Here is a 19,702-nt window from a genome sequence, read left to right as displayed (position 1 = left end):
TTTTCGCCCAAAGCTATCGCTCAAATAAATATTAGCTCAAGGCTATTGACACAAATATTAGCCTAGAGCTAAAGTTCATCCGTCACAGCCAAAAACGCAGCGATGGGTGCCAAGTGATCGAGCCACGCACCTCGGGTCTTTAACAAATGAGCTTGAGAGCAGATCGGCTGAAGCAGTTCGTGCACAGCGACAAAAAAAGCCTGCACAAGGCAGGCTTCATAAAGCGAAATGAACATCGTTCAGCCAAAGACTGACGAAAGCACGAGAAAGATCAGGATCGCAATCGCAATGTAGCCATAGCCGAGATTTCCCTCGAAGCGCTCCGCAAACTTAACCGAGCCATAGAAGAAAGCGGCCAACGCCAGGATCCCTAACACAAAGCCGCTAAATGGCACGCCACCAGTGTCGCTGGAGTCAACAGATCCCATCCCACCGTATCCAGCGAGCGCAAGCCCATGCGCCCCCACTATCCATGCGCCGATCAGTATGCGATTCATACCCACTCTCCCTTTAGTTAAGGCAGCCAGTATCTCAAACCGCTGCTTCAACCAATCTGCTCTCTGCTCACATAACGCCTATGTCGTTCACCCTCCCAATGCAGGGTGTCCCCAGGCACAAGCACCAGCGGGCATGGCCGCTGCTATGCGCGGGTAGTCCGACCCGAGCCAGTCCGCCAAAGCGCGGTACACGGCTGGATAGGTGAGGTTTACAGGGATACCAAGAACAGAAAAGCCCACTGCGCAAGCAGCGCCAGCCCCTGAGCGAGATCAGGGGCAAAAGCCAAGCCCTTTCACCTGAGAGCGCTTGGCTTTTTTACGCCGATAGCAGGGCGGCCCTTTCCCTGCCAACTGAAAGTATCCAATGACCGTAGCCCAAGCCATCATCAACAAGCTCTCCGAATATGACTTCGTGATCGCCATCGACACTTCCGGCTCCATGGGCGAGCCCGTGAAAGCTGGTTCCCCCACTACTCGCTGGCAAGCCGTTCAGGAATCTGCCATGGCCATGATCCGCGACGCACAGCAGATTGACCAAGACGGCCTGGGCCTGGTGCTGTTTGGCAGCAAAGTGGAATCCTTTGATGGCGTGACCGCAGACAAGGCCCGCGAAATCTTCGCCACGCACAACCCTCGCGGCACCACGCCTCTGGCTGAAGCGCTGGACGCGGCCTTTGCTCTGGCTGGAAAGTCCGACAAGAAGGACATGATCATCGTCTTTACCGACGGTGTTCCTGACGACCGTCAAGCGGCTGCTGCTCGCATCATCCAGCAGGCCAATAGCCAAGCCAATGACGATGACTGCACTGTGCTGTTCATTCAAGTGGGTGACGACGCGGCAGCCACCGCTTACCTGAAGTCGCTGGACGATGCGCTGCCTGGTGCCAAGTTCGACATTGTGGATGCCAAGACCGTGGCCGAAGCTGATGCGTTCGCCTCCACGGCCGAGCTGGTGGCCGCAGCCATCGCAGACTGATGATTGACCTGATCCTTCTGGTCTTTGTGCTGGCGGTGTTTGCCGCTGGCTTCTGGTGCGGGCAGAAGTTCCGCACAGTGGCTGGCATGAAGTCGGCCATTGCAGCCTGGTTCAAGTAAGCAGCTGCACGCCCACCCGGAGCGCATCCGGGGTTTCAGGCCCGGCCATTCATTGGCCGTGGCCTGAACAGGAGTATTGAAATGTGAGCGAGTAGCCAGCATGCGGCATGCATGTGCCTTCCCCCGCAGGGCTTTAGCGGGGCCATCCGGCGTGACCACTCTAGCGGGTACGTTTGATCTCTGGAGTTGGGCGTGTCCGAATTTTTGTGTAAACGGTTCGGACTTCAATTGATGGAAATGCGGTCTCCGAACTGAATGGTAAAGCGGGTCAGCGCAGCCTTCCAATCCCGGATGGGCATGGTCCACTTCTGGCTGATGTTGCGCAGGGCCAGGTAGAACAGCTTGGTCAGCGCCTCGTCGCTGGGGAACGAGCCCCGGTTCTTGGTCAGCTTCCTCAGGCCCATGTTCACCGACTCGATGGCATTGGTGGTGTAGATGACCTTGCGGATTTCCGGCGGGTAGTCAAAGAACGGGGTCAAGCGGCTCCAGTTCCTGCGCCAGGACTGGCCGATGGGCAGGTACTCGGCATCCCAGCGCTGCTCGAATTCACCGAGCATCAGCTCGGCCTCCTCGGCGGTGGCGGCCGTGTAGATGCGTCTCAGGTCTGCGGCCACTTCTTTGCGACGCTTCCACGAGACGTAGTTCAGGCTGTGGCGCACCATGTGCACGATGCACAACTGAACCACTGTCCTGGGAAACACGGCCTCAATGGCTTCAGGGAAGCCCTTGAGGCCATCGACGCAGGCGATGAAGATGTCATGCACGCCCCGGTTGCGCAGCTCGGTCACGACCTGCAGCCAGAATTTGGCCCCCTCGGTCTGCGCCAGCCACAGGCCCAGCACCTCCTTCTCGCCCGTCATGGTGATGCCGATGGCCAGGTACACCGCCTTGACCCGCACAGCGCCCTCGCGCACCTTCACATGGATGCAGTCCAGATAGACGATGGGGTAGATTGCATCGAGCGGGCGGGCTTGCCAGGTCTTGACCTCATCGGCCACGGCGTCGGTCACCGAGGAAATCAGGCTGGGCGAGACCTCGGTGCCGTACATCTCCTCTAGGTGGGCCTGTATCTCGCGCACCGTCATGCCGCGGGCGTACAGCGAGATGATTTTGTCGTCGAAGCCGGCCCAGCGGGTCTGGTGCTTGGGGATGAGTTGGGGCTCGAAGCTGCCATGGCGGTCACGTGGCACCTCGATGGGCAACTCGCCGAAATCGCCCTTGAGGGTCTTCTTGCTCTTGCCATTGCGGGTGTTGCCAGTGGTGTTGGCTACCGCTTCGTTGCGTTCGTGGCCCAGATGCTCGGTCAGTTCGGCGTCCAGGGCTCGCTCCACCAGCAGCTTGGTCAACTGTTTGAGCAGGCCGTTCTCGCCGATGAGGTCTTCGGGTTTCTTGTAGTTGGCCAGCAGGCCAGACAGCAGTTCTTCGGGTACGTCGTGTTTCTTGGTGCTCATTGTGCTTACGGATAGGCCGGCTTGCGCCGGCGGTGGATTGTCCGTTTACACAAAATTCTGCACACCCTCCTGGAGTTAGCCAGAGCAAGCGGTGATTAGGATCTTCAGCGCGGCCTCCGCGTTGTTGGCGAACAGTGGTCACACCAGATGGCGCAGCAATCTTTCCTTAAACCCAAGTGCGCATTGCTTGCCTGACCCTCATCAGGCAAACTCCTGCGCCATCTACCCTTTTCAGCCGCGCCAGGGATTTCTCTCCGCCTATCTCTCACCTTCTTCCCCAGGCATGACCCGAAAGGTCACCGGCTCTTTATTCAAGCCCGCAGCAAACGCTCGCGGGCTTTTTCTTTGCCCACCGGAGATTCCCTTGAACCTCAAAGCCCCTCACATCGTGCTTGACCTCGAAACCCGCAGCACCAAGCCCAATGCCATCGTGGCATCCATTGGCGCCGTGGCCATTGGCCCGGATCTGCAGCTGTTGACCAGCGAATTCCATATTCCGCTGGCACAGCGTCTGCAGTTTCCTCGCCACGAAGACCCAGACACCATGCTCTGGTGGTCCGAGCAATCTCAAGGGGCGCGCTTTGCGTCGATCATGGCCGCGCAAACAGAGCTGCCAGGCCAAGCGCTGCGCGACTTCACGGCCTGGGTCAAAAGCGTTGCAGATCCCGAAAAAGTGAAAGTCTGGGGCAATGGCTCCGTCTTTGACAACGTGATCCTGCGCAGTCTCTACGACATGTTCAACCAGCCACCACCCTGGGAATGGCGCTTTGACCGCGACTTGCGAACCATCCTTGACCTGCACCCTACGGCAAAGGATGTGGGGGAGTTTGTGGGGGTGAAGCACATCGCCGTCGATGACGCGCGCCATGAGGCCAAGCAACTGGCGAAGGCACTCACCCTGCATCAAAGCCTGTCTGCCAAGGGAGAGCTGTGAAATGGCCGCTCATCCGCCTCGCTCTGCAGCTGGCCGCACCAGCTCAGGAACAAGGTTGCTGCTCGCCCTGCAGCGAGCGCTCATCGCGGTCGGCATCTTCGGCCTGACAGGGGTGGCTGCGCTGTTGATGGCTTCCACCCCAGGCGCTTGGCCCCTCTGATCATCAATCAACTTTCATAGCTACTCGCGCTTTATTCATAAGCGTTAGAGGCAAATTTATGCATTTTCAAGACGCTTATGAATTGATCCGAGTCTTCGGGCCGCGCGCTACCGCACGCACCCTGAGCAAAGCCACTGGCATTTCTGCCCGCACCTTGACTCGCCTGGCTGCAGAGAGCGGCATCAAGCTGCGTAACACGATCGAACCCATCGCAGGGATTGAGCACCTTCCAGGCCTGCCCAACTTCACCGAAAGCCGTGCATGGCGCGGCGGCACCATCCACCGCATTGATTTATCCAAAGCCGGAGACAGCCCCGGCTATCGCTCCCTGCTGATTCACCAGTCTGGCGTGCAAGGCCATGACGAAGAGGACGACAACAATGACTAAAGCCTTTTACGCACTCGCTCTGGCGATTCTCTCTGTGACGCTGCTCATGCTGTGGTGCACCAGCCCAGCACAGGCAGACACTGAGCCCAACGAGCCGCCCGCCACTACTGGCGCGATCCGCATGGCCGCCCGCGATGCCTTTGCCTGCCCCGGCATGCATGCCGAGTGGCTGGATGACAAGACAGTGCAGTGTGTGAAAGAGCGTCCATAACGGTGACATGAGGTCCTGGATCACTTGCGCTAGGATGCCCTCCATTCAAATACGGGAGGAGGCCACCTTGTTTCGATTGATCATCTATGCACTGATTGCCGTTGGAGCCTGGAAGGCTTACACCACTTATCAGACCCGGCAGCAGCAAGCTGCAGCAATTCAGCTCCTCAGCGAGCCGCGCCCTCGGGATATCGATGTAGGACGCAGCGTCGCTCCCACCAAGCCGAAATACCAGTGCGATGGGCGCACGCATTGCTCGCAGATGACCTCATGTGAAGAAGCCACCTTCTTCCTGCGCAACTGCCCCGGTACCAAGATGGACGGGGACAACGACGGTATCCCTTGCGAGCGCCAGCTCTGCTAGCAGGACACCTTTTCTATTCAGCCGATCAAAGCCCGCACCAGCGGGCTTTTCCTATTTCTGGAGTCCTAATGTTCAAGAACATGATCATTTACCGCATTGCCGAAAGCTGGCAATGCGACCTGCAGGTGCTGGAGGATGCCCTGCAGAAAACAGTGTTTGAAGAGTGCGGAGCCACCCAAGAGCGTTCTGTCGGCTGGGTGCCGCCGCGTGGCGAGCCACATGGCCCGCTGGCTGAGTCCGTGGCCGGTCAGTGGGTGATGCGCTTCATGACTGAGGCCAAAGTGCTGCCGGCCAGCGTGCTCAATCGCAAGGTCAACGAGAAGGCCGAGCACATCGAAAAGACCGAGGGCCGCAAGCCGGGCAAGAAGGAAAAACGCGAGCTCAAGGACGAGGCCAAGCTGGACCTGCTGCCCATGGCTTTTACCAAGCAGGGCAGCATGTGGGTCTGGATCGATCCGCAGGCACGCACGCTGGTGCTCGATACCGGTGCCCAGGGCCGCGCCGATGAGGTGGTCACCCTGCTGGTAGAAGGCCTGCCCGGATTCGCGCTGGCCCTACTGGACACTCAGACCAGCCCACAAGCGGCCATGGCCCACTGGCTGATGACACAGGAGCCGCCGGCGGGCTTCACTGCCGACCGCGAGACGGAGCTGAAAGCGGCCGACGAGTCCAAGGCAGTCGTCCGCTACGCCCGCCATCCACTGGACATTGATGAAGTACGCCAGCACATCGAACACGGCAAGCTGCCGACCAAGCTGGCCATGACCTGGGATGACCGCGTGAGCTTTGTGCTGACCCAAGGCCTGCAGATCAAGAACATCGCGCTGCTGGATGCGGTCATGGATGGCAACAGCCAGGACGATAGCGGCTTCGATACCGATGTGACCATTGCCACCGGCGAGCTGTCGCGCCTGATCCCTGACCTGATTGAAGCGCTGGGTGGTGAAGGTCGCACCGGCCTGGGTGACCTGCCCGCATCACTGGCTGCCAGCGCCAGCACTACCGGCCCGAAAGCCGCGCCGACTGACACCTCCCCAGGCGAAAGCCCGTTCTAAGCACCCATTCCCCCCGTGCCCGCCATAGAGCGGGCTTTTTGCTTTCTGGAGCCACCATGAGCAACATTCACACTCCTCACAAAGAAATTGCTTGGGTTGACGCCCATGGCGGCAGCACTGCCGACTGGCAATGCAGCTCCACCTACGCGCGCGGCGCCGGCAGCATGGACGGATGGAGCGCTTGCCTCCTTCTCAACAATGGCCGTTCTGCCGATCTATCGAAGCACATTGACCTCGACAACGGCCATACGCTGATGCTCAACATCGCACTGGCAGGCGAACACCCCAAAACAAAGGGCACGCCCATACGTTGGGGATCAACACTGAAAGTCGGTGAAGGCCGCTACGTGCGCGCCTACGGCTACTCGACTGGAGTTCCTGAAGCCCTGGAATCCATCGCGAGCTATCAACACGAAAGCCGCCAGATTGGCTCGATGACATGGTGGCTTGAGTCGGATGGCGGATGGATCAGCTGGCTAGGCGGAATGAGTATGCAAGCCCGCCTGGTCGCCGCGGCACCCGGTGATCCCGCCTATTGGCATTTTGAAACCTGTGGCAATGCGCCCTGGCTTGAAGAGGCGGCACTACTGGCCTCCATGCGCCTCGCCTAACCACCAACACCCCAGCCCGCCGCCGCGGGCTTTTCTCATTCTGGGAGCCACCGAAACCATGACCAACACCACTGAACTGCCAACACCTCGCGAGGTCATCATCGAAGCCATGGCCATGGAGGTCGAAGCAGCACATGAAAAGCATGTCATCGCGTATTCGATCAATCGGGTCAAGACTTACGGATGGAAACTGCCTGCTGGCTCTACAGGCCAGGAGAGCGAGCCAACGTCCATGGCTACTTGCATCGCGGCCAGTGATGCGTTTGATGAAATATTGCGCAAACAACTACAGGATGCGTTTGAACTGGGCCAAGCAGCAGGGCAAGCTATGGCTGCCCAGTGCCCGCACCAGATTCAGGAGCCAGCCCCTGTGCTGGCTTCGCCCGCAGCCGTGGCAGTGCCTGATGATCTGGCAGAGCTGACAACATGGATGCTGGTTGAAGATCTGGTTCAGGCTGAGTGCACCAAAAATCGCCTCCATCAAGAATACATGGGTAAGGCTATGCCGGAGGACGTGTACCAACGATTTGAGCGGCTGCGCGACGAACGTGTGCCCGCTCTCCGCGCACAGGTCTATGCAAGGCTTGCCGCCACACCGGCAGCGCCTCCAGCAGCCGCGCCAGTGGAGGGGCTGCAATGGACAGGAAACGCTGACGCAGATGCTGCACTTGTGATGCTAGATCGCATCGACTGCACGCCAGAAGATGATGCCCGGATTGATGAGGTCGCCGCCATTGTGCGAAAACTTGCCTCCACCCGTGAAGCAGATATGGGAAATCCCATAGCTCAACAAAATCAACAGGTTGCCGCACCAGTAGCACTTCCAGAGCCTGTGGCGTGGCGCACTCGCTATCGCTCAGAGCCGGGGATGATTGGACATTACCCGTGGACGTACACAGAGCGCAGACGCGGCGCGGAGCGACCTGAGCACGAATGGGAGCAGCTCCACACAGAGCAGCAACTGCGCACCCTGCTGGCTACTGGCGGACAGGCGCTGGCGGTGAAGCTGCTGGCCTCAGATCACAGCGGCATGAAGGTGAACTATCGCGGCCTGTTCTCTCAGGTGCAGCGTGTCATCAAGCGAACAGACCCCGGCTACTCGGAAATGCTGCGGCAGCTTGAGGGCCATTTGCAGGAGCTGGGCCAGCGTTGGTATGCAGGAGATACCGCTGTCGTGGACGAAATTCTGCAGCTCTACTGCATTGAGAGCGATGCGCGCAAGACAGTGGCCGCGACTGCATCTGCAGCACCCCAGCAGGCAGACGCGCGGGATGCGGAGTCTGACTATCAGCGCGGCTATCGCCATGGCTACAACCGGCGCGATGCAGAAGTGCAGGGAGCGCTCCTGTGATCACCCAGCTATTCATCGCACTGTTTGGCGTCACAGCCGTGGCGCTTTCTCAATCAACCATGGCCGCGCGCCGCCGCTGGGCCTCTGTCTTCGGCCTCGTCGGCCAGCCATTCTGGTTCTATGCAGCCTGGGAAACCCAGCAATGGGGAATCTTTGCTCTGTGCGTGCTTTACACGATCACATGGGGCAAAGGCTTCTACACCAACTGGATAAGCATCGACCGCGCCTCTATCGCGGCAGCAAAGGGGAACTAAATCATGAGCGACACAAAAGAATGCTGGTCTGTGGACGGCGAAGAATTCACCTACGACAGCTTGGGCGACTTGCTGGACAGTCGTGGCGATGAGCTACGTCCGGGCCACAAGGTTTGGCGCGGCACTGCCCAGTTACCAACGATGAGCAGCCTTGCCGATGCTGGCAACGTGATCGAAGACATTGCCGAGCGCGCCTACGACTTCGGCGGCGAATGGGCTGTGGACTATCCCGAGGTCACGCCAGAGCACAAGGCGAAGCTGCAAGCCTTACTTGAGCAGTGGCTTGCCGAATGCCCATCGCCGCGCTTCTATCAAGTCACCGGTGTCGTCTCTTATGCACTGACTGCCGATGACTTCACACCTGAGCAGCTTGAAGAAATCGCAGCAGAGGAAGAAGACGCACAGCGCGCAGACCAGGCTGCGCAAGGGGGTGAGTGATGGGAAGCGATACCTCTCCCCCAATTCGAGCAGGCATCCCACCGCTCCCGTGGTGGATGTACCCGGCAGCAGCCAAGGAAGGAGCGCAGCATGGCTAAACGACTCGCGGGCAAACGCTGGTTTGAGGCCTTGGGCCGACGCGCACGATCCCAAGGCAAGTCTATGTGGCTGGGCCAACACTGGGAGCAATGGCCCTTGTGGGCGAAGCATGCCTACATGGCTGGTTACATCGACCAATGGGAAAGCGGCCTCAAGGCAGCACAGCGCGCCCAAGCGCAGAAAGGCCAAGCGTGAGCACCCCAGACAACCCTCTGATTGACTCGGCCCGTGGGCGCGAGGATCAGTACATTGAAGCAGTCGCACTGGCCAAGCAAAAAGCCAGCGTGTCGTTTCTGCAGCGCAAGCTGGTTACCAGCTACCACCACGCCGAAGACCTGTTGGAGCAGATGATCAGCGATGGTCACATCACCGACTACGCGGGCCGTTGCATTGAAAAGGTTCAGGCACGCCACATAGCGCAGCTCCGGGCCCGCATCGCAGAGCTGGAGGCCCAGCTCGCCCGCAAGGTGCCCACCAAGGAGGAGCTGGCCGCCTACCTACTGCAACAGGACGCAGTAATCATCGCGCGCGATACCTACGAGGCCATGCGCGGCTTTTCTCCACCAAGGAAAGTTGAAACATGAGCCGCCGCACCCGTCAGCGCCGCGACAAGCGAGCGCCTGTCCCTGACTTTGACGACTTTGAGCCCCGCCACTGAGCGGGGTTCTGCTTTTTAGGACCATGCCAATGAGCAACTTTCGCGATTACGTCACCAGCACTGCATTCGCACTGACCATCAGTCACCGCCAGATCCAGTGCATGTGCAATATCCATCACTTCGGCTCTAGCTGGGCACTGCTCAGCACCTTCCAGGCTCTGGAGCGCAAAGGTATCGTGGAGCGCGTCAAGCAGGACGAGCTCACCAACGAGGGCGCGACCATTCGCCTGACTGACGCTGGTCGCGCTTGCATTCCGCTGCTGGTACTGGCTGGGCTTTACGTCGAACCGCCAGAGTGGAAGCTGGACCCGAAGCCGCCAGAGCTGGAATGCGTGGCCATCAAGGAGCCAGGCCAGAAAACCAAGATCGTCTTCCGCGAAAAGCAGCCGGAAGCCACCGAACAGTAACCCAGACACCCTGCCCAGTGCGGGGTTCTTTTTTGGAGCGCCACATGGCTGAAAACACAAAGATCGAGTGGACCGACCACACGTTTAACCCCTGGGAAGGCTGCCAGGAAGTTGGCCCAGGCTGCAAAAACTGCTATGCCGAGCTTCGCAACGCACGCTTCGCGGGCGGTCAGTCCGTGAACTTTGGGCCGGGCGCGCCGCGCCGCCGCACCAGCGCCAGCAACTGGAACAAGCCGCTGAAGTGGAACAAGCAGGCAGAGCTGCTGCAGGCTGCCTGGGACGGCTTCAAGAAGGAACACCCCGACCTGACCGATGACGAACTGATTGCCAAGGGCTTCATCAAGCCGCGCCGGCCGCGCGTCTTCTGCGCCTCGCTGGCCGATGTGTTCGACAACGCGGTGGACCCGCAATGGCGCGCTGATCTTTTCAGCTTGATTGCTCAGACTTCCAATCTTGATTGGTTGCTGCTGACAAAGCGCATTGGCAACGTGAAGCCCATGCTGGCCGAGCTGGCGCACGGCAGTGACCCAGACCTGAGCCTGCTGGACATGATGCCGCTGCCCAATGTCTGGCTTGGCGCCACGGTCGTGAATCAGGAAGAGGCTGACCGCGACATTCCCAAGCTGCTGGCCATGCCTGCCAAGGTGCGCTTTCTGAGCATGGAGCCGCTGCTGGGGCCGGTGAACTTGGTTCCATACCTGTACGACATTCATTTGGACAATGGCGAAAAGCCAGTGGACTGGGTGATCGTCGGCGGCGAAACAGGCCCAGGCGCTCGACCCATGCACCCCGGCTGGGCGCGCTCCCTGCGCGATCAGTGCGCAGCGGCGAACGTACCGTTCCTGTTCAAGCAATGGGGTGATTGGAGCCCAGGCTACGCCGAGCATGGCAACGACCTTGGATATGACGCGATTGTCGACGCTACACAGCACGAGTGGCCGGAAGGTCATTGCTCTTTCAGGGTGGGCAAGAAAGCCGCAGGCCGCCTGCTCGATGGCCGCACCTGGGACGAGTTCCCGGTCACATGACCACCAGCGCCAGCATGAAACCACCCAAGCTATCCCGCGCCCAGCGCACCATGCTGCACAACGCAGTCGATGGGCGCGCACTGGGTGTGAGCCTCACCCGAAACAGCACCGCATCCAAGGCCAACAGCACAGTTCACGCCACGCGCTCCACCGCCTGGGCATGCTCGCTGGCATTGAGCACCAGCCCACGGAGGCTGGCCGCACCTACTTCAGTCCCCAAGAATCAAAAAGCCCCGCAAGGGGCTTAACTTTTGATAGCACCATGACCAAGCAAAATAAGCCCGTAACCTGCTCTGTGAAGGAAGCCGCAGAAATCCTCAAGGTGCATGCGTCTACCATTGAAAAGCTCATCGCAACCGGCGACCTTCCTGCAGGCCGTATCGGGCGCGCCTACGTCATGCGAACAGCAGACGTAGAGCGTTATGCAGAAAAAGTCATTCTTGACCAGACCGCTGCTCGACTCACCAAAGGGCATCGGCCAGCGTCGATCCACGCAGGTTTGCGTACCGCATAAGCATGCGGTGGCTCTTGTGACCTGTGATTTTCATGATCTGTGTTTCACTGAGGCTGGTTCGCTCAAACAGCCGGCTAGTCGCTTCGTGTCTCAGATCATGGAAAAGCAGCCCCTGCGCACCAGCTTGCTTAAAAATATTGACCCACAGCCGCGAAAGAAAATCCGTCGTGCTGTTTAGCGATTTAGCCGATTCATCCCCTTCCAAGAAAGGGAACACCAGCGCGGTGGGATTGGCATTTTCTGGCCTGAACGCGCGCAGTTCGGCCAGAGCAATCGAAGACAAGGGCACTTGTCGCTTGTCTCCGTTTTTGGTCTTATCCAGAAAGATGGTCTTTTTATCCAGCGCGACCTGACTCCAGCGCAGAGTGAACATTTCGCGCATCCGCATGGCCGACTCCACAGCCAGCACCATGATGCACTTCAAGGCTGTTTTGTCTCTGCGCCCTGTCAGCAGCAACTGCCGCTGGCTACGCGGCAGCACTCCGGCTGCCAGCACTTCCAAAATTTTTTCCCACTCGCCATGCTCAAGGCGTCTATCTCTCTCGTTGTCCTTACGCGACACACCCGCAACAGCAGCATCAGCTTTTGTGTACTGGGCATAGCCACTAGGAAGAGAGCGCAGTGCATGATCCGGCATCGTCAAGAGTCCCTTGCGCATCCCCCAGTCTGTGGCACGAGCAAGTGCTCCAACCTTCCACTGGATCGTGGTGGGTGCGATCTTGTCGATACGCTTCATCATCGAGATCCAGTGGTCCACCCAAGCCGCATTGATGTCTGCCAATCGCGTCGGGCCAAGGTCCTTCACGATTGTGTTGAGCGCGGAAATATCTTTAGCTGACGGGTGTGCATCCCGTTCATATTCCTGTATCAGGTCTTTAATCGTGAGAACACTTTCGGAGATTTGGTGCTCCAGGGGAACGATGCCTCGCGCAAGCAGTGCCTCCAGCTTGGCTGCATATTCGTCACCTTCCTTCTCTGTGGAAAACGTGAGGTACAGAGGCTTATCCAGCACGTCCTTGCGCTTGAACGTGTACTGCCACGAGCCATTGGGGAATTGCTTCTTGCCTGCCATACCTGCTTCCTAAAAAGAGGCGCCATACTAATCCGCGCAAAGCTGGTAGGCAACGATTTTGGGCTGGTAAAGGCGGCTTGTGACGGCCAATTGAGCCGGTGAGATAGGCAAAGAAAAAGGGCTTAGATTTCTCTAAGCCCTTGATTTCTTTCGTCTTTAAGTGGTGGGTCCTGACGGTCTCGAACCGCCGACCTACTCCGTGTAAAGGAGCCGCTCTACCAACTGAGCTAAGGACCCCACTTCAAACTGTTTGTCAGTTCAGAGCATCTTTCAATGCTTTGCCCGGACGGAATTTTGGCACCTTGGCTGCCTTGATCTTGATGGTTGCGCCGGTACGTGGGTTACGACCAGTACGGGCTGCACGCTTGCCAACAGCAAATGTGCCAAAACCAACAAGCGATACTGTACCACCTTTTTTCAGTGTTTTCTTCACTGCGTCGATTGTGGAGTCCAGTGCACGCGCAGCAGCGGCCTTGGAAATATCGGCGTTGTTAGCGATGTGCTCAATCAGTTCGGTTTTATTCACAAGATGCCTCTCGAGAAATATGTAAATGGAATGTCTCTGTACGTACGCAAACCTTGCACAAGCAGAAACCAGTCGCGACGAGCACCATGTCAGTGATCAGGCTCTGGTCTTTCTCCGAGAGCCGAACCCTGCACGTTCAAGTGCCGATTCGCGCTGCGCATCCCAGCGACAGAGCCAGATTCTATGCGGTTTTCACGCAGGTTTAGGGCTTGGCGTTGGCTTTTTTAAACGATCGTGCGCTACCGGCTTCACGGATTGACAAGGATTGACAAAAACGACAGTCCCATTAGCCAGAGCTCCGGCCTATGGAAGGCCCTCAAAATTCAGTTGGCAATGAGACTTGCTATGCAAAATATAGCAAAAAGCGCTTGATGAACAAGCGCTTTGGATGTTTTTCAGACTGTCTCAGAGCCTCGTCCGAATTTCAGGCAAGGCTTTTTGCATGTAGTACACCATCGACCAGACAGTGAGCACGGCGGCGATCCAGATCAGCCACTGGCCCCAGACGCCTGTATCAATCACACCAAACACGACACCGTCATAGAGCAAGAAGGGAATGGCGACCATCTGCGCCATCGTCTTGGCCTTGCCGATCATGTGCACGGCAACGCTTTTGCTGGCACCGATCTGGGCCATCCATTCGCGCAGCGCCGAGATTGCGATCTCCCGGCCAATGATGATGAGCGCCACAAACACATCGGTGCGCTGCAAATGCACCAGCACCAGCAGCGAGGCACAGACCAGAAATTTATCGGCAACCGGGTCTAAAAAAGCACCGAATGCTGAGGTCTGATTGAGTTTTCGTGCCAGGTAGCCGTCAAACCAGTCTGTCGCGGCAAAGGCCATGAACATGATGGCTGCGACAAGATTGCGCGTGGGCTGATCCAATGGCGCATAGAACACCCCGACGATGAGCGGGATTGCTACAATCCGCGTCAGGGTCAGCACAGTAGGGATGGTGAAGAACATGGGCGTCATTGTGTCACGGGCGCGCAGCGCTGGTGCGGATTCATGATCTCGCTCACTTTTCAGTGCAGAGCACGGTAGATTTCTTCAGCCAGTGTGACGGAGATGCCTTCCACCGTCATCAGGTCTTCAACACTGGCATCCTGCACGCCGCGCACGCCGCCAAATCGCTGCAGCAGCCGTGCACGCTTTTTAGGACCTACGCCGGGTATTTCTTCCAGACTGCTGCTGCCCGTGCGCACCTTGGCCCGTGCAGCACGCATGCCGGTGATGGCAAAACGGTGGGCCTCATCACGAATCTGCGCCACCAGCATGAGGGCAGCGGAGTCGTGCCCCAGATAGATTTTCTCGCGCCCATCGGCAAAGACCAGCTCTTCCAGGCCAACCTTGCGGCCCTCGCCTTTTTCTACACCCACAATGCGCGACAGATCGAGACCCAGTTCCGTAAAGACTTCCCGCGCCATGCTGACCTGGCCTTTGCCGCCATCGACCAGCACCAGATCGGGCAGGCGCGGCTGCTTGCCCGTCAGCTCTGCGCCGCCTGCCTCGCGCTGTGCATCGGCCACGGGTTTGTAGCGGCGCGTGAGGACTTGGCGCATGGCGGCATAGTCGTCGCCGCCAGTGATGCCTTCGATATTGAAGCGGCGGTAATCGCTGCTTTGCATCTTGTGATGATGAAAGACGACGCAGGACGCCTTGGTGTTCTCTCCGCTGGTGTGCGAGATGTCAAAGCACTCAATGCTCAGCTCATCCAGGTTATCGACAGGCAAGTCCAGCGCCTCGGCCAGTGCGCGCGTGCGCGCCTGCTGAGAGCCTTCCTCGGCCAGCAAGCGCGCCAGCTGAATATCGGCGTTCTTTTGCGCCATCTCCAGCCAGATGCGGCGCTGTTCACGCGGCTGCTGCACCACGGTAATGCGCAGACCGCTTTGCTCGGTCAGCAACGCCACCAGCTTTTTATCGACGGCATGGCTGACGATCAGCGTGGGCGGCACAGCCACGCCCACATAGTGCTGGGCGACAAAGGCTTCCAGCACCTGCTCTTCCACCGGCTTGGCGACTGCCGCTGCATCCACCTCTTCCTCGCTGGAATACACAGAGCTTGCATCGCCCAGATTCGCCGGAAAGTAAGGCCTGTCACCCAAATGCCGCCCGCCGCGCACCATGGCCAGGTTGACGCAGGCACGCCCGCCATGCACCTTGACGGCCAGGATATCGACATCCTTGTCGTCCGTGGTTTCGATGGCCTGCTGGTGCAGCACGCGTGACAGGGCCGTGAGCTGATTGCGCACTTCGGCAGCCTGCTCGAATTCGAGCTTTTCAGAATACGCCATCATGCGCGTCTCCAGTTGCTGCAGCAGCTCACTGGTTTCACCGCGCAACATGGCTTCGGCATTGCGCACATCCAGCGCATAGGCTTCTGGCGAGATCATGTCCACGCAGGGGCCGGTGCAGCGCTTGATCTGATAGAGCAGACAGGGGCGCGAGCGATTGGCAAAAACCGTGTCTTCACAGGTGCGCAGGCGAAAGACTTTTTGCAGCAACTGAATACTTTCCTTGACCGCCCAGGCACTGGGGTACGGGCCAAAGTAGCGGTGCTTTTTATCCACCGCGCCACGGTAGTAGGCAATGCGCGGGAACTCTTGGAACGCAGGCTCGCCCTCCTTGCCATCCCTGTGGGCCACTCCGGTAATCTTCAGATAGGGGTAGCTTTTGTCATCCCTGAACAAGATGTTGTACTTGGGGTGCAGCGTCTTGATGAGGTTGTTTTCCAGCAGCAGCGCCTCCGCCTCGGAGCGCACCACCGTAGTCTCCAGACGCACAATCTTGCTGACCATGTGGCCTATGCGCGTGCCGCCATGGTCTTTCTGAAAATAGCTGGAGACGCGGCGCTTGAGGTTGATGGCCTTGCCCACGTAGAGCAAAGTGCCTGCAGCGTCGAAATAGCGATAAACACCGGGCAGCGGCGGCAGCGCAGCCACTTGGGCCAGCAGTTCAGCGGAGTGCGTGGAAGACATGAACGCTATTGTCAGCGCATGCGGGCCTGCCTGGCAGCAGGTGTTGCCAAGCCCTTGAACCCGCCCAAGCAACTGAGCCCAGCGATTGAGCCACTTCTATAAAAAGAGCTGATAGCGCAATGATTCAATGGAATTCAGATCAATTTTCATCTGATGTCCATACAAAACAGACGCTACCAGCTCTTATTTTTATAGTAACCAGCCCCGGCTCAAATTACTCGGCTTCGATCTTGGAGGACTTCACCACCTGGGCCCAGTTGGCGTATTCGGTCTTGACCATGGCGCCCAGTTGCTGCGGGTTCATATAGTCGGCCGCAGCACCCTGCTCTTCGGCTTTTTTCTTGAAGGCAGGGTCTTCGACCACCTTTTTGATATCGGCAGTCAGCTTGTCAATCACAGGCTGCGACGTGGCCTTGGGCGCGAACACGGCAAACCAGGAAGTAGCGTTCACGCCGGGGTAGCCCGCTTCAGCCGTGGTGGGCACATTGGGCAGACTGGGCAGGCGCTGCTTGCCTGTAACAGCCAGCACGCGCAGCTTGCCGCTTTGCACATGGGGCATGAAGGGCGGCGCGGTGCCAAAGGTCAAATCCACCTGGCCGCCCAGCAAGTCCTGCAGCGCTGGGCCTGTGCCCTTGTAGGGCACGTGCACCATCTTCACGCCGGCCTGCTGCTCCAGCATGGCACCCGTCACATGCTGCAGCGAGCCATTGCCCGAAGATGCGTAGTTCAGCTTGCCAGGGTGGGCCTTGGCATAGGCCACCAGTTCAGCCATGGTCTTCACAGGCAATTCAGCGCGCACCACGATGATCTGCGGGGCTGACAGCACATTGGCCACCGGCGCAAAGTCGCTTTGCTCCCAGCTCTTGGCCTTGGTCAGGTGGGGCGAGATGACGTGGTAGCCCGAGTACTGCATCAGCAGTGTGTAACCATCGGCATCAGCACGCTTGACCAGATTGGCGGCAATGGCGCCATTGCCACCACCCTTGTTCTCGACCACCACGGACTGCCCCATTACCGGCGCAAGAGCCTGCGCGGCCATGCGCCCTGCCAGATCGGTGGTGCCGCCAGCGGCGGCAGGCACGATCATTAGCACAGTTTTATTGGGGTAGCTGCCTTGCGCAGCCACCGGGCCACAGGCAAAGCCGAAGGCCGCTGCCGTAGTGGCCAGCAGCAGGTGAATGCGTTGACGTTGAACAGTCATGTTTGTCTCCTTGTGGGAATGTTGTTCTGCGCCAGCCCCTTCCCCCGAAGATGCTGGTGCAGTGGCTCTCAAAAACGGGCTCAGGCTTTGGCCAGAGCCCGTGCCTTGATCTCTGCAAAATCCGCAGGCGGCTGGTGCAACTCCCAGCGCGTACCGGCCTTGACGATCTGGCTGGGCGTTTCATGCCCAATCAGCGCAGGCAGCGCACGTGCCGCGGCCACAATCTGGGCCAGGTCGGTGCCGGTGTCGTAGCCCATGAGCTGCAGCGCGTGCACGATTTCTTCGGTGCAGGCATTGCCCGAAGCTCCGGGCGCATAGGGGCAGCCGCCCAGACCGCCAATAGAGGCATCAAAGCGATCAGCCCCGGCATCAATGGAAGCCAGCACATTGGCCAGCGCCATGCCGCGCGTATTGTGAAAATGCAGCGTTACACCCAGCTGCGGCCAGCGTGCCTTGAAGGCTGCAACCATGGCATGCACCTGCGTTGGGTAGGCCATGCCCGTGGTGTCGCACAGCGTGATGCCCTGCACGCCCAGATCGGCAAAACGCTGCACCCAGTCCAGTACCTCAGCCTGCGGCACATCACCCTCCATAGGGCAACCAAAGCAGCAGGACAGCGACACATTGACCGGCGTCTGCGCCTGCTGCGCCGTGGCAATCACCTGCTTGAGCGCCTCAAACGACTGGCTGCGCTGCATGCGCAGATTGCAGAGGTTGTGCGTCTCGCTGACCGACATGACCAGATTCAGCTCATCGGTGTGCGCATCAATCGCACGCTCCGCGCCCCGCACATTGGGCACCAGGGCCGTGTAGATGGTGCCGGGGCGGCGTGTGATTTCGCGCATCACGATCTCACCATCACGCAGGGCTGGAATGGCCTTGGGCGAGACAAAGGCCGTCACTTCGATCTTGGACAGGCCTGCTTCAGACAGCGCATTGACCAGCGCAATCTTGTCTTCGGTGGGCACAAAGGCGGCCTCCATCTGCAGACCGTCGCGTGTGCCAACTTCGTTGATATAGATGCGGCGGCCCGCGCCGTTCCAGATATTCAGCGTGTTCATTGCACGATGCCCTTCTCGCGCAGCTGGGCGATCTGCTCGGCACTCAGGCCAATTTCGGCCAGCACAGCATCGGTGTCGTCGCCCACGTGGGGGGCGCTGCTGCGCACAGTGCCTGGCGTCAGCGACAGCTTGGGCACCACGCCAGGCACTTCCACCTCAAAACCATCACGCGTGCGCTGGGTCAGAATCATCTCGCGGGCACGGTAATGCGGGTCCTCGGCAATGTCCTTGGCGGTATAGACCTTGCCTGCGGGCACGCGTGCCGCACCCAGTTCATCCATCACGGCCTGCACACTGCGCACACCCGTCCATGCACCAATGGCTGCATCGATTTCGGCCACACGCTTTACACGGCCAGCGTTATCGGCCAGATCTGGGGCATCAGCCAAATCCTGGCGGCCAATCGCGGCCATCAATCGCTTGAAGATGGAATCACCATTGCCCGCCACCAGCACCCAGCCGTCTTGGCAGGGGTAGGCGTTGGACGGCGCAATGCCCGGCAGCGCACTGCCTGCGGCCTCACGCACGGCGCCAAAGGCGCTGTATTCGGGAATCAGGCTTTCCATAATGTTGAACACGGCCTCATGCAGGGCCACATCAATCACCTGGCCGGGGCCGCCATTCACTTTGCGGTGGTACAGCGCCATCATCACGCCGATCACGCCATGCAGCGCCGCCAGCGTGTCACCAATCGAGACACCCACGCGTACCGGCACACGCCCCGGTTCAGCCGTCAGGTGGCGCAGGCCGCCCATGGCTTCGCCAATCACACCAAAACCGGGAAGGTCACGGTAAGGGCCTGTCTGGCCGTAACCCGAGATGCGCAAAATCGCCAGCCCGGGGTTGATGGCGTGCAACTCTTCGGGCGACATGCCCCAGCCCTCCAGCGTGCCGGGTCTAAAGTTCTCGACCAGCACATCGGCCTCGGCGATCAGTTGGCGCGCCACATCCTGGGCTTCTTTCTGACGCAAATCGAGGGCTACCGATCGCTTGTTGCGTGACTGGACCTGCCACCAGACGGAAGTACCCTCTTTAATCAAGCGCCAGTTGCGCAATGGGTCGCCAGTGCCCGGCGCTTCGATTTTGATGACATCGGCACCAAACTCGCCCAGAGTCTTGCCGCAGAAGGGGCCCGCAATCAGCTGGCCCATTTCCACCACTTTCACGCCCTCCAGCGCGCGCGGCGTGGTCGTTTGTGTGGCGGGGTCTTTGATATTCATCGTCATGACGTTGTCTCTTTTGGCTGTGCCGCTTTGCGTTGACTCATGGGGTGCAAAGCGGCGTTTAAGCCATCTTGCCTTGTAAGCCTGCCGCGTCATAACGCTGAAATGCGAAGCTGCCATCGC

The 19,702-nt window shown here is 59.1% G+C and carries 25 protein-coding genes and 1 tRNA gene; 16 read left to right on the top strand and 10 right to left on the bottom strand.

Annotated features, from left to right (window positions below):
- Window positions 1-239: 239 nt before the first annotated feature.
- Window positions 240-497, bottom strand: coding sequence for a hypothetical protein (locus tag JDW18_RS08620; RefSeq protein ID WP_218243222.1), 258 nt, complete (start codon window positions 495-497; stop codon window positions 240-242).
- Between the two features lie 364 nt (window positions 498-861).
- On the opposite strand from JDW18_RS08620, the gene JDW18_RS08615 reads away from it, so the two are divergent.
- Window positions 862-1,473: a VWA domain-containing protein gene (locus tag JDW18_RS08615; RefSeq protein ID WP_218243221.1), complete on the top strand. Its 612-nt coding sequence runs from the start codon at window positions 862-864 to the stop codon at window positions 1,471-1,473.
- A 343-nt stretch (window positions 1,474-1,816) separates the two neighbouring features.
- On the opposite strand, the gene JDW18_RS08610 is transcribed toward JDW18_RS08615, so the two are convergent.
- The gene (locus JDW18_RS08610) at window positions 1,817-3,043 is read right to left on the bottom strand and encodes an IS256 family transposase (RefSeq protein ID WP_218239608.1); all 1,227 of its coding nucleotides are present in this window, start codon (window positions 3,041-3,043) and stop codon (window positions 1,817-1,819) included.
- Window positions 3,044-3,407: 364 nt separating this feature from the next.
- Between JDW18_RS08610 and JDW18_RS08605 the strand changes: the two genes are divergently transcribed.
- From JDW18_RS08605 to JDW18_RS22550, 15 genes are all read left to right on the top strand, one after another.
- On the top strand, window positions 3,408-3,977 hold the full coding sequence (locus JDW18_RS08605) for a 3'-5' exonuclease (protein WP_218243220.1): 570 nt from the start codon (window positions 3,408-3,410) through the stop codon (window positions 3,975-3,977).
- A gap of 218 nt (window positions 3,978-4,195) precedes the next feature.
- Window positions 4,196-4,525, top strand: coding sequence for a hypothetical protein (locus JDW18_RS08600; protein ID WP_218243219.1), 330 nt, complete (start codon window positions 4,196-4,198; stop codon window positions 4,523-4,525).
- Window positions 4,518-4,736: a hypothetical protein gene (locus tag JDW18_RS08595; RefSeq protein ID WP_218243218.1), complete on the top strand. Its 219-nt coding sequence runs from the start codon at window positions 4,518-4,520 to the stop codon at window positions 4,734-4,736. Before JDW18_RS08600 ends, JDW18_RS08595 begins: the two co-directional genes overlap by 8 nt.
- 67 nt (window positions 4,737-4,803) lie before the next feature.
- Complete coding sequence (locus tag JDW18_RS08590; protein ID WP_246610362.1) at window positions 4,804-5,100, top strand: excalibur calcium-binding domain-containing protein; 297 nt, start codon at window positions 4,804-4,806, stop codon at window positions 5,098-5,100.
- 68 nt (window positions 5,101-5,168) lie between these two features.
- Entirely contained in the window at window positions 5,169-6,155 is a 987-nt protein-coding gene (locus tag JDW18_RS08585; protein WP_218243216.1) for a recombination-associated protein RdgC, read from the top strand.
- Window positions 6,156-6,211: 56 nt separating this feature from the next.
- Complete coding sequence (locus tag JDW18_RS08580) at window positions 6,212-6,766, top strand: hypothetical protein (protein ID WP_218243215.1); 555 nt, start codon at window positions 6,212-6,214, stop codon at window positions 6,764-6,766.
- A 58-nt stretch (window positions 6,767-6,824) separates the two neighbouring features.
- Window positions 6,825-8,117 (top strand): hypothetical protein, encoded by a 1,293-nt coding sequence (locus JDW18_RS08575; RefSeq protein ID WP_218243214.1) that lies wholly within the window; start codon window positions 6,825-6,827, stop codon window positions 8,115-8,117.
- On the top strand, window positions 8,114-8,371 hold the full coding sequence (locus tag JDW18_RS08570) for a hypothetical protein (RefSeq protein ID WP_218243213.1): 258 nt from the start codon (window positions 8,114-8,116) through the stop codon (window positions 8,369-8,371). The genes JDW18_RS08575 and JDW18_RS08570 overlap by 4 nt, the downstream gene beginning before the upstream one ends.
- Before the next feature lie 3 nt (window positions 8,372-8,374).
- The gene (locus tag JDW18_RS08565) at window positions 8,375-8,809 is read left to right on the top strand and encodes a hypothetical protein (protein WP_218243212.1); all 435 of its coding nucleotides are present in this window, start codon (window positions 8,375-8,377) and stop codon (window positions 8,807-8,809) included.
- 90 nt (window positions 8,810-8,899) lie between these two features.
- The gene (locus JDW18_RS08560) at window positions 8,900-9,103 is read left to right on the top strand and encodes a hypothetical protein (protein WP_218243211.1); all 204 of its coding nucleotides are present in this window, start codon (window positions 8,900-8,902) and stop codon (window positions 9,101-9,103) included.
- Window positions 9,100-9,492, top strand: a complete 393-nt coding sequence (locus tag JDW18_RS08555) for a DNA translocase FtsK (protein WP_218243210.1) — start codon at window positions 9,100-9,102, stop codon at window positions 9,490-9,492. The genes JDW18_RS08560 and JDW18_RS08555 overlap by 4 nt, the downstream gene beginning before the upstream one ends.
- Before the next feature lie 103 nt (window positions 9,493-9,595).
- On the top strand, window positions 9,596-9,973 hold the full coding sequence (locus JDW18_RS08550) for a hypothetical protein (RefSeq protein ID WP_218243209.1): 378 nt from the start codon (window positions 9,596-9,598) through the stop codon (window positions 9,971-9,973).
- Window positions 9,974-10,017: 44 nt separating this feature from the next.
- Complete coding sequence (locus tag JDW18_RS08545) at window positions 10,018-11,001, top strand: phage Gp37/Gp68 family protein (protein WP_218243208.1); 984 nt, start codon at window positions 10,018-10,020, stop codon at window positions 10,999-11,001.
- The gene (locus JDW18_RS08540; protein WP_218243207.1) at window positions 10,998-11,249 is read left to right on the top strand and encodes a hypothetical protein; all 252 of its coding nucleotides are present in this window, start codon (window positions 10,998-11,000) and stop codon (window positions 11,247-11,249) included. Before JDW18_RS08545 ends, JDW18_RS08540 begins: the two co-directional genes overlap by 4 nt.
- A gap of 14 nt (window positions 11,250-11,263) precedes the next feature.
- Window positions 11,264-11,515, top strand: coding sequence for a helix-turn-helix domain-containing protein (locus JDW18_RS22550; protein ID WP_246610360.1), 252 nt, complete (start codon window positions 11,264-11,266; stop codon window positions 11,513-11,515).
- On the opposite strand, the gene JDW18_RS22545 is transcribed toward JDW18_RS22550, so the two are convergent.
- The 8 genes from JDW18_RS22545 to JDW18_RS08500 form a co-directional block, all read right to left on the bottom strand.
- Window positions 11,463-12,587, bottom strand: coding sequence for a site-specific integrase (locus JDW18_RS22545; RefSeq protein WP_246610358.1), 1,125 nt, complete (start codon window positions 12,585-12,587; stop codon window positions 11,463-11,465). The two genes, JDW18_RS22550 and JDW18_RS22545, sit on opposite strands and share 53 nt — an antisense overlap.
- A gap of 161 nt (window positions 12,588-12,748) precedes the next feature.
- A tRNA-Val gene (locus JDW18_RS08530) sits at window positions 12,749-12,824 on the bottom strand.
- A gap of 16 nt (window positions 12,825-12,840) precedes the next feature.
- Window positions 12,841-13,113 (bottom strand): HU family DNA-binding protein, encoded by a 273-nt coding sequence (locus JDW18_RS08525; RefSeq protein ID WP_218243206.1) that lies wholly within the window; start codon window positions 13,111-13,113, stop codon window positions 12,841-12,843.
- Window positions 13,114-13,518: 405 nt separating this feature from the next.
- Entirely contained in the window at window positions 13,519-14,082 is a 564-nt protein-coding gene (gene pgsA / locus JDW18_RS08520) for a CDP-diacylglycerol--glycerol-3-phosphate 3-phosphatidyltransferase (protein WP_218243205.1), read from the bottom strand.
- A 59-nt stretch (window positions 14,083-14,141) separates the two neighbouring features.
- Entirely contained in the window at window positions 14,142-16,094 is a 1,953-nt protein-coding gene (uvrC, locus tag JDW18_RS08515; RefSeq protein WP_218243204.1) for an excinuclease ABC subunit UvrC, read from the bottom strand.
- Window positions 16,095-16,308: 214 nt separating this feature from the next.
- Window positions 16,309-17,295 carry a Bug family tripartite tricarboxylate transporter substrate binding protein gene (locus JDW18_RS08510; RefSeq protein WP_218243203.1) on the bottom strand — a complete coding sequence of 329 codons (987 nt, stop codon included), beginning with the start codon at window positions 17,293-17,295 and terminating at the stop codon, window positions 16,309-16,311.
- 80 nt (window positions 17,296-17,375) lie between these two features.
- Window positions 17,376-18,356: a hydroxymethylglutaryl-CoA lyase gene (locus JDW18_RS08505; protein ID WP_218243202.1), complete on the bottom strand. Its 981-nt coding sequence runs from the start codon at window positions 18,354-18,356 to the stop codon at window positions 17,376-17,378.
- Window positions 18,353-19,576: a CaiB/BaiF CoA transferase family protein gene (locus tag JDW18_RS08500; protein ID WP_218243826.1), complete on the bottom strand. Its 1,224-nt coding sequence runs from the start codon at window positions 19,574-19,576 to the stop codon at window positions 18,353-18,355. The genes JDW18_RS08505 and JDW18_RS08500 overlap by 4 nt, the downstream gene beginning before the upstream one ends.
- Window positions 19,577-19,702: the final 126 nt, after the last annotated feature.

The organism is Comamonas fluminis (genome assembly GCF_019186805.1).
Lineage (GTDB): Bacteria > Pseudomonadota > Gammaproteobacteria > Burkholderiales > Burkholderiaceae_C > Comamonas > Comamonas fluminis.
This window is presented reverse-complemented; position numbering and strand designations above follow the sequence as displayed.

Coding starts and splice junctions, on each gene's coding strand:
- pgsA (WP_218243205.1), bottom strand. CDS start 14,082: ATGTTCTTCACCATCCCTACTGTGCTGACCCTGACGCGGATTGTAGCA.
- JDW18_RS08500 (WP_218243826.1), bottom strand. CDS start 19,576: ATGAATATCAAAGACCCCGCCACACAAACGACCACGCCGCGCGCGCTG.
- JDW18_RS08610 (WP_218239608.1), bottom strand. CDS start 3,043: ATGAGCACCAAGAAACACGACGTACCCGAAGAACTGCTGTCTGGCCTG.
- JDW18_RS08585 (WP_218243216.1), top strand. CDS start 5,169: ATGTTCAAGAACATGATCATTTACCGCATTGCCGAAAGCTGGCAATGC.
- JDW18_RS22550 (WP_246610360.1), top strand. CDS start 11,264: ATGACCAAGCAAAATAAGCCCGTAACCTGCTCTGTGAAGGAAGCCGCA.
- JDW18_RS08545 (WP_218243208.1), top strand. CDS start 10,018: ATGGCTGAAAACACAAAGATCGAGTGGACCGACCACACGTTTAACCCC.
- JDW18_RS08575 (WP_218243214.1), top strand. CDS start 6,825: ATGACCAACACCACTGAACTGCCAACACCTCGCGAGGTCATCATCGAA.
- JDW18_RS08595 (WP_218243218.1), top strand. CDS start 4,518: ATGACTAAAGCCTTTTACGCACTCGCTCTGGCGATTCTCTCTGTGACG.
- JDW18_RS08540 (WP_218243207.1), top strand. CDS start 10,998: ATGACCACCAGCGCCAGCATGAAACCACCCAAGCTATCCCGCGCCCAG.
- JDW18_RS08505 (WP_218243202.1), bottom strand. CDS start 18,356: ATGAACACGCTGAATATCTGGAACGGCGCGGGCCGCCGCATCTATATC.
- uvrC (WP_218243204.1), bottom strand. CDS start 16,094: ATGTCTTCCACGCACTCCGCTGAACTGCTGGCCCAAGTGGCTGCGCTG.
- JDW18_RS08550 (WP_218243209.1), top strand. CDS start 9,596: ATGAGCAACTTTCGCGATTACGTCACCAGCACTGCATTCGCACTGACC.
- JDW18_RS08565 (WP_218243212.1), top strand. CDS start 8,375: ATGAGCGACACAAAAGAATGCTGGTCTGTGGACGGCGAAGAATTCACC.
- JDW18_RS22545 (WP_246610358.1), bottom strand. CDS start 12,587: ATGGCAGGCAAGAAGCAATTCCCCAATGGCTCGTGGCAGTACACGTTC.
- JDW18_RS08600 (WP_218243219.1), top strand. CDS start 4,196: ATGCATTTTCAAGACGCTTATGAATTGATCCGAGTCTTCGGGCCGCGC.
- JDW18_RS08580 (WP_218243215.1), top strand. CDS start 6,212: ATGAGCAACATTCACACTCCTCACAAAGAAATTGCTTGGGTTGACGCC.
- JDW18_RS08620 (WP_218243222.1), bottom strand. CDS start 497: ATGAATCGCATACTGATCGGCGCATGGATAGTGGGGGCGCATGGGCTT.
- JDW18_RS08560 (WP_218243211.1), top strand. CDS start 8,900: ATGGCTAAACGACTCGCGGGCAAACGCTGGTTTGAGGCCTTGGGCCGA.
- JDW18_RS08615 (WP_218243221.1), top strand. CDS start 862: ATGACCGTAGCCCAAGCCATCATCAACAAGCTCTCCGAATATGACTTC.
- JDW18_RS08510 (WP_218243203.1), bottom strand. CDS start 17,295: ATGACTGTTCAACGTCAACGCATTCACCTGCTGCTGGCCACTACGGCA.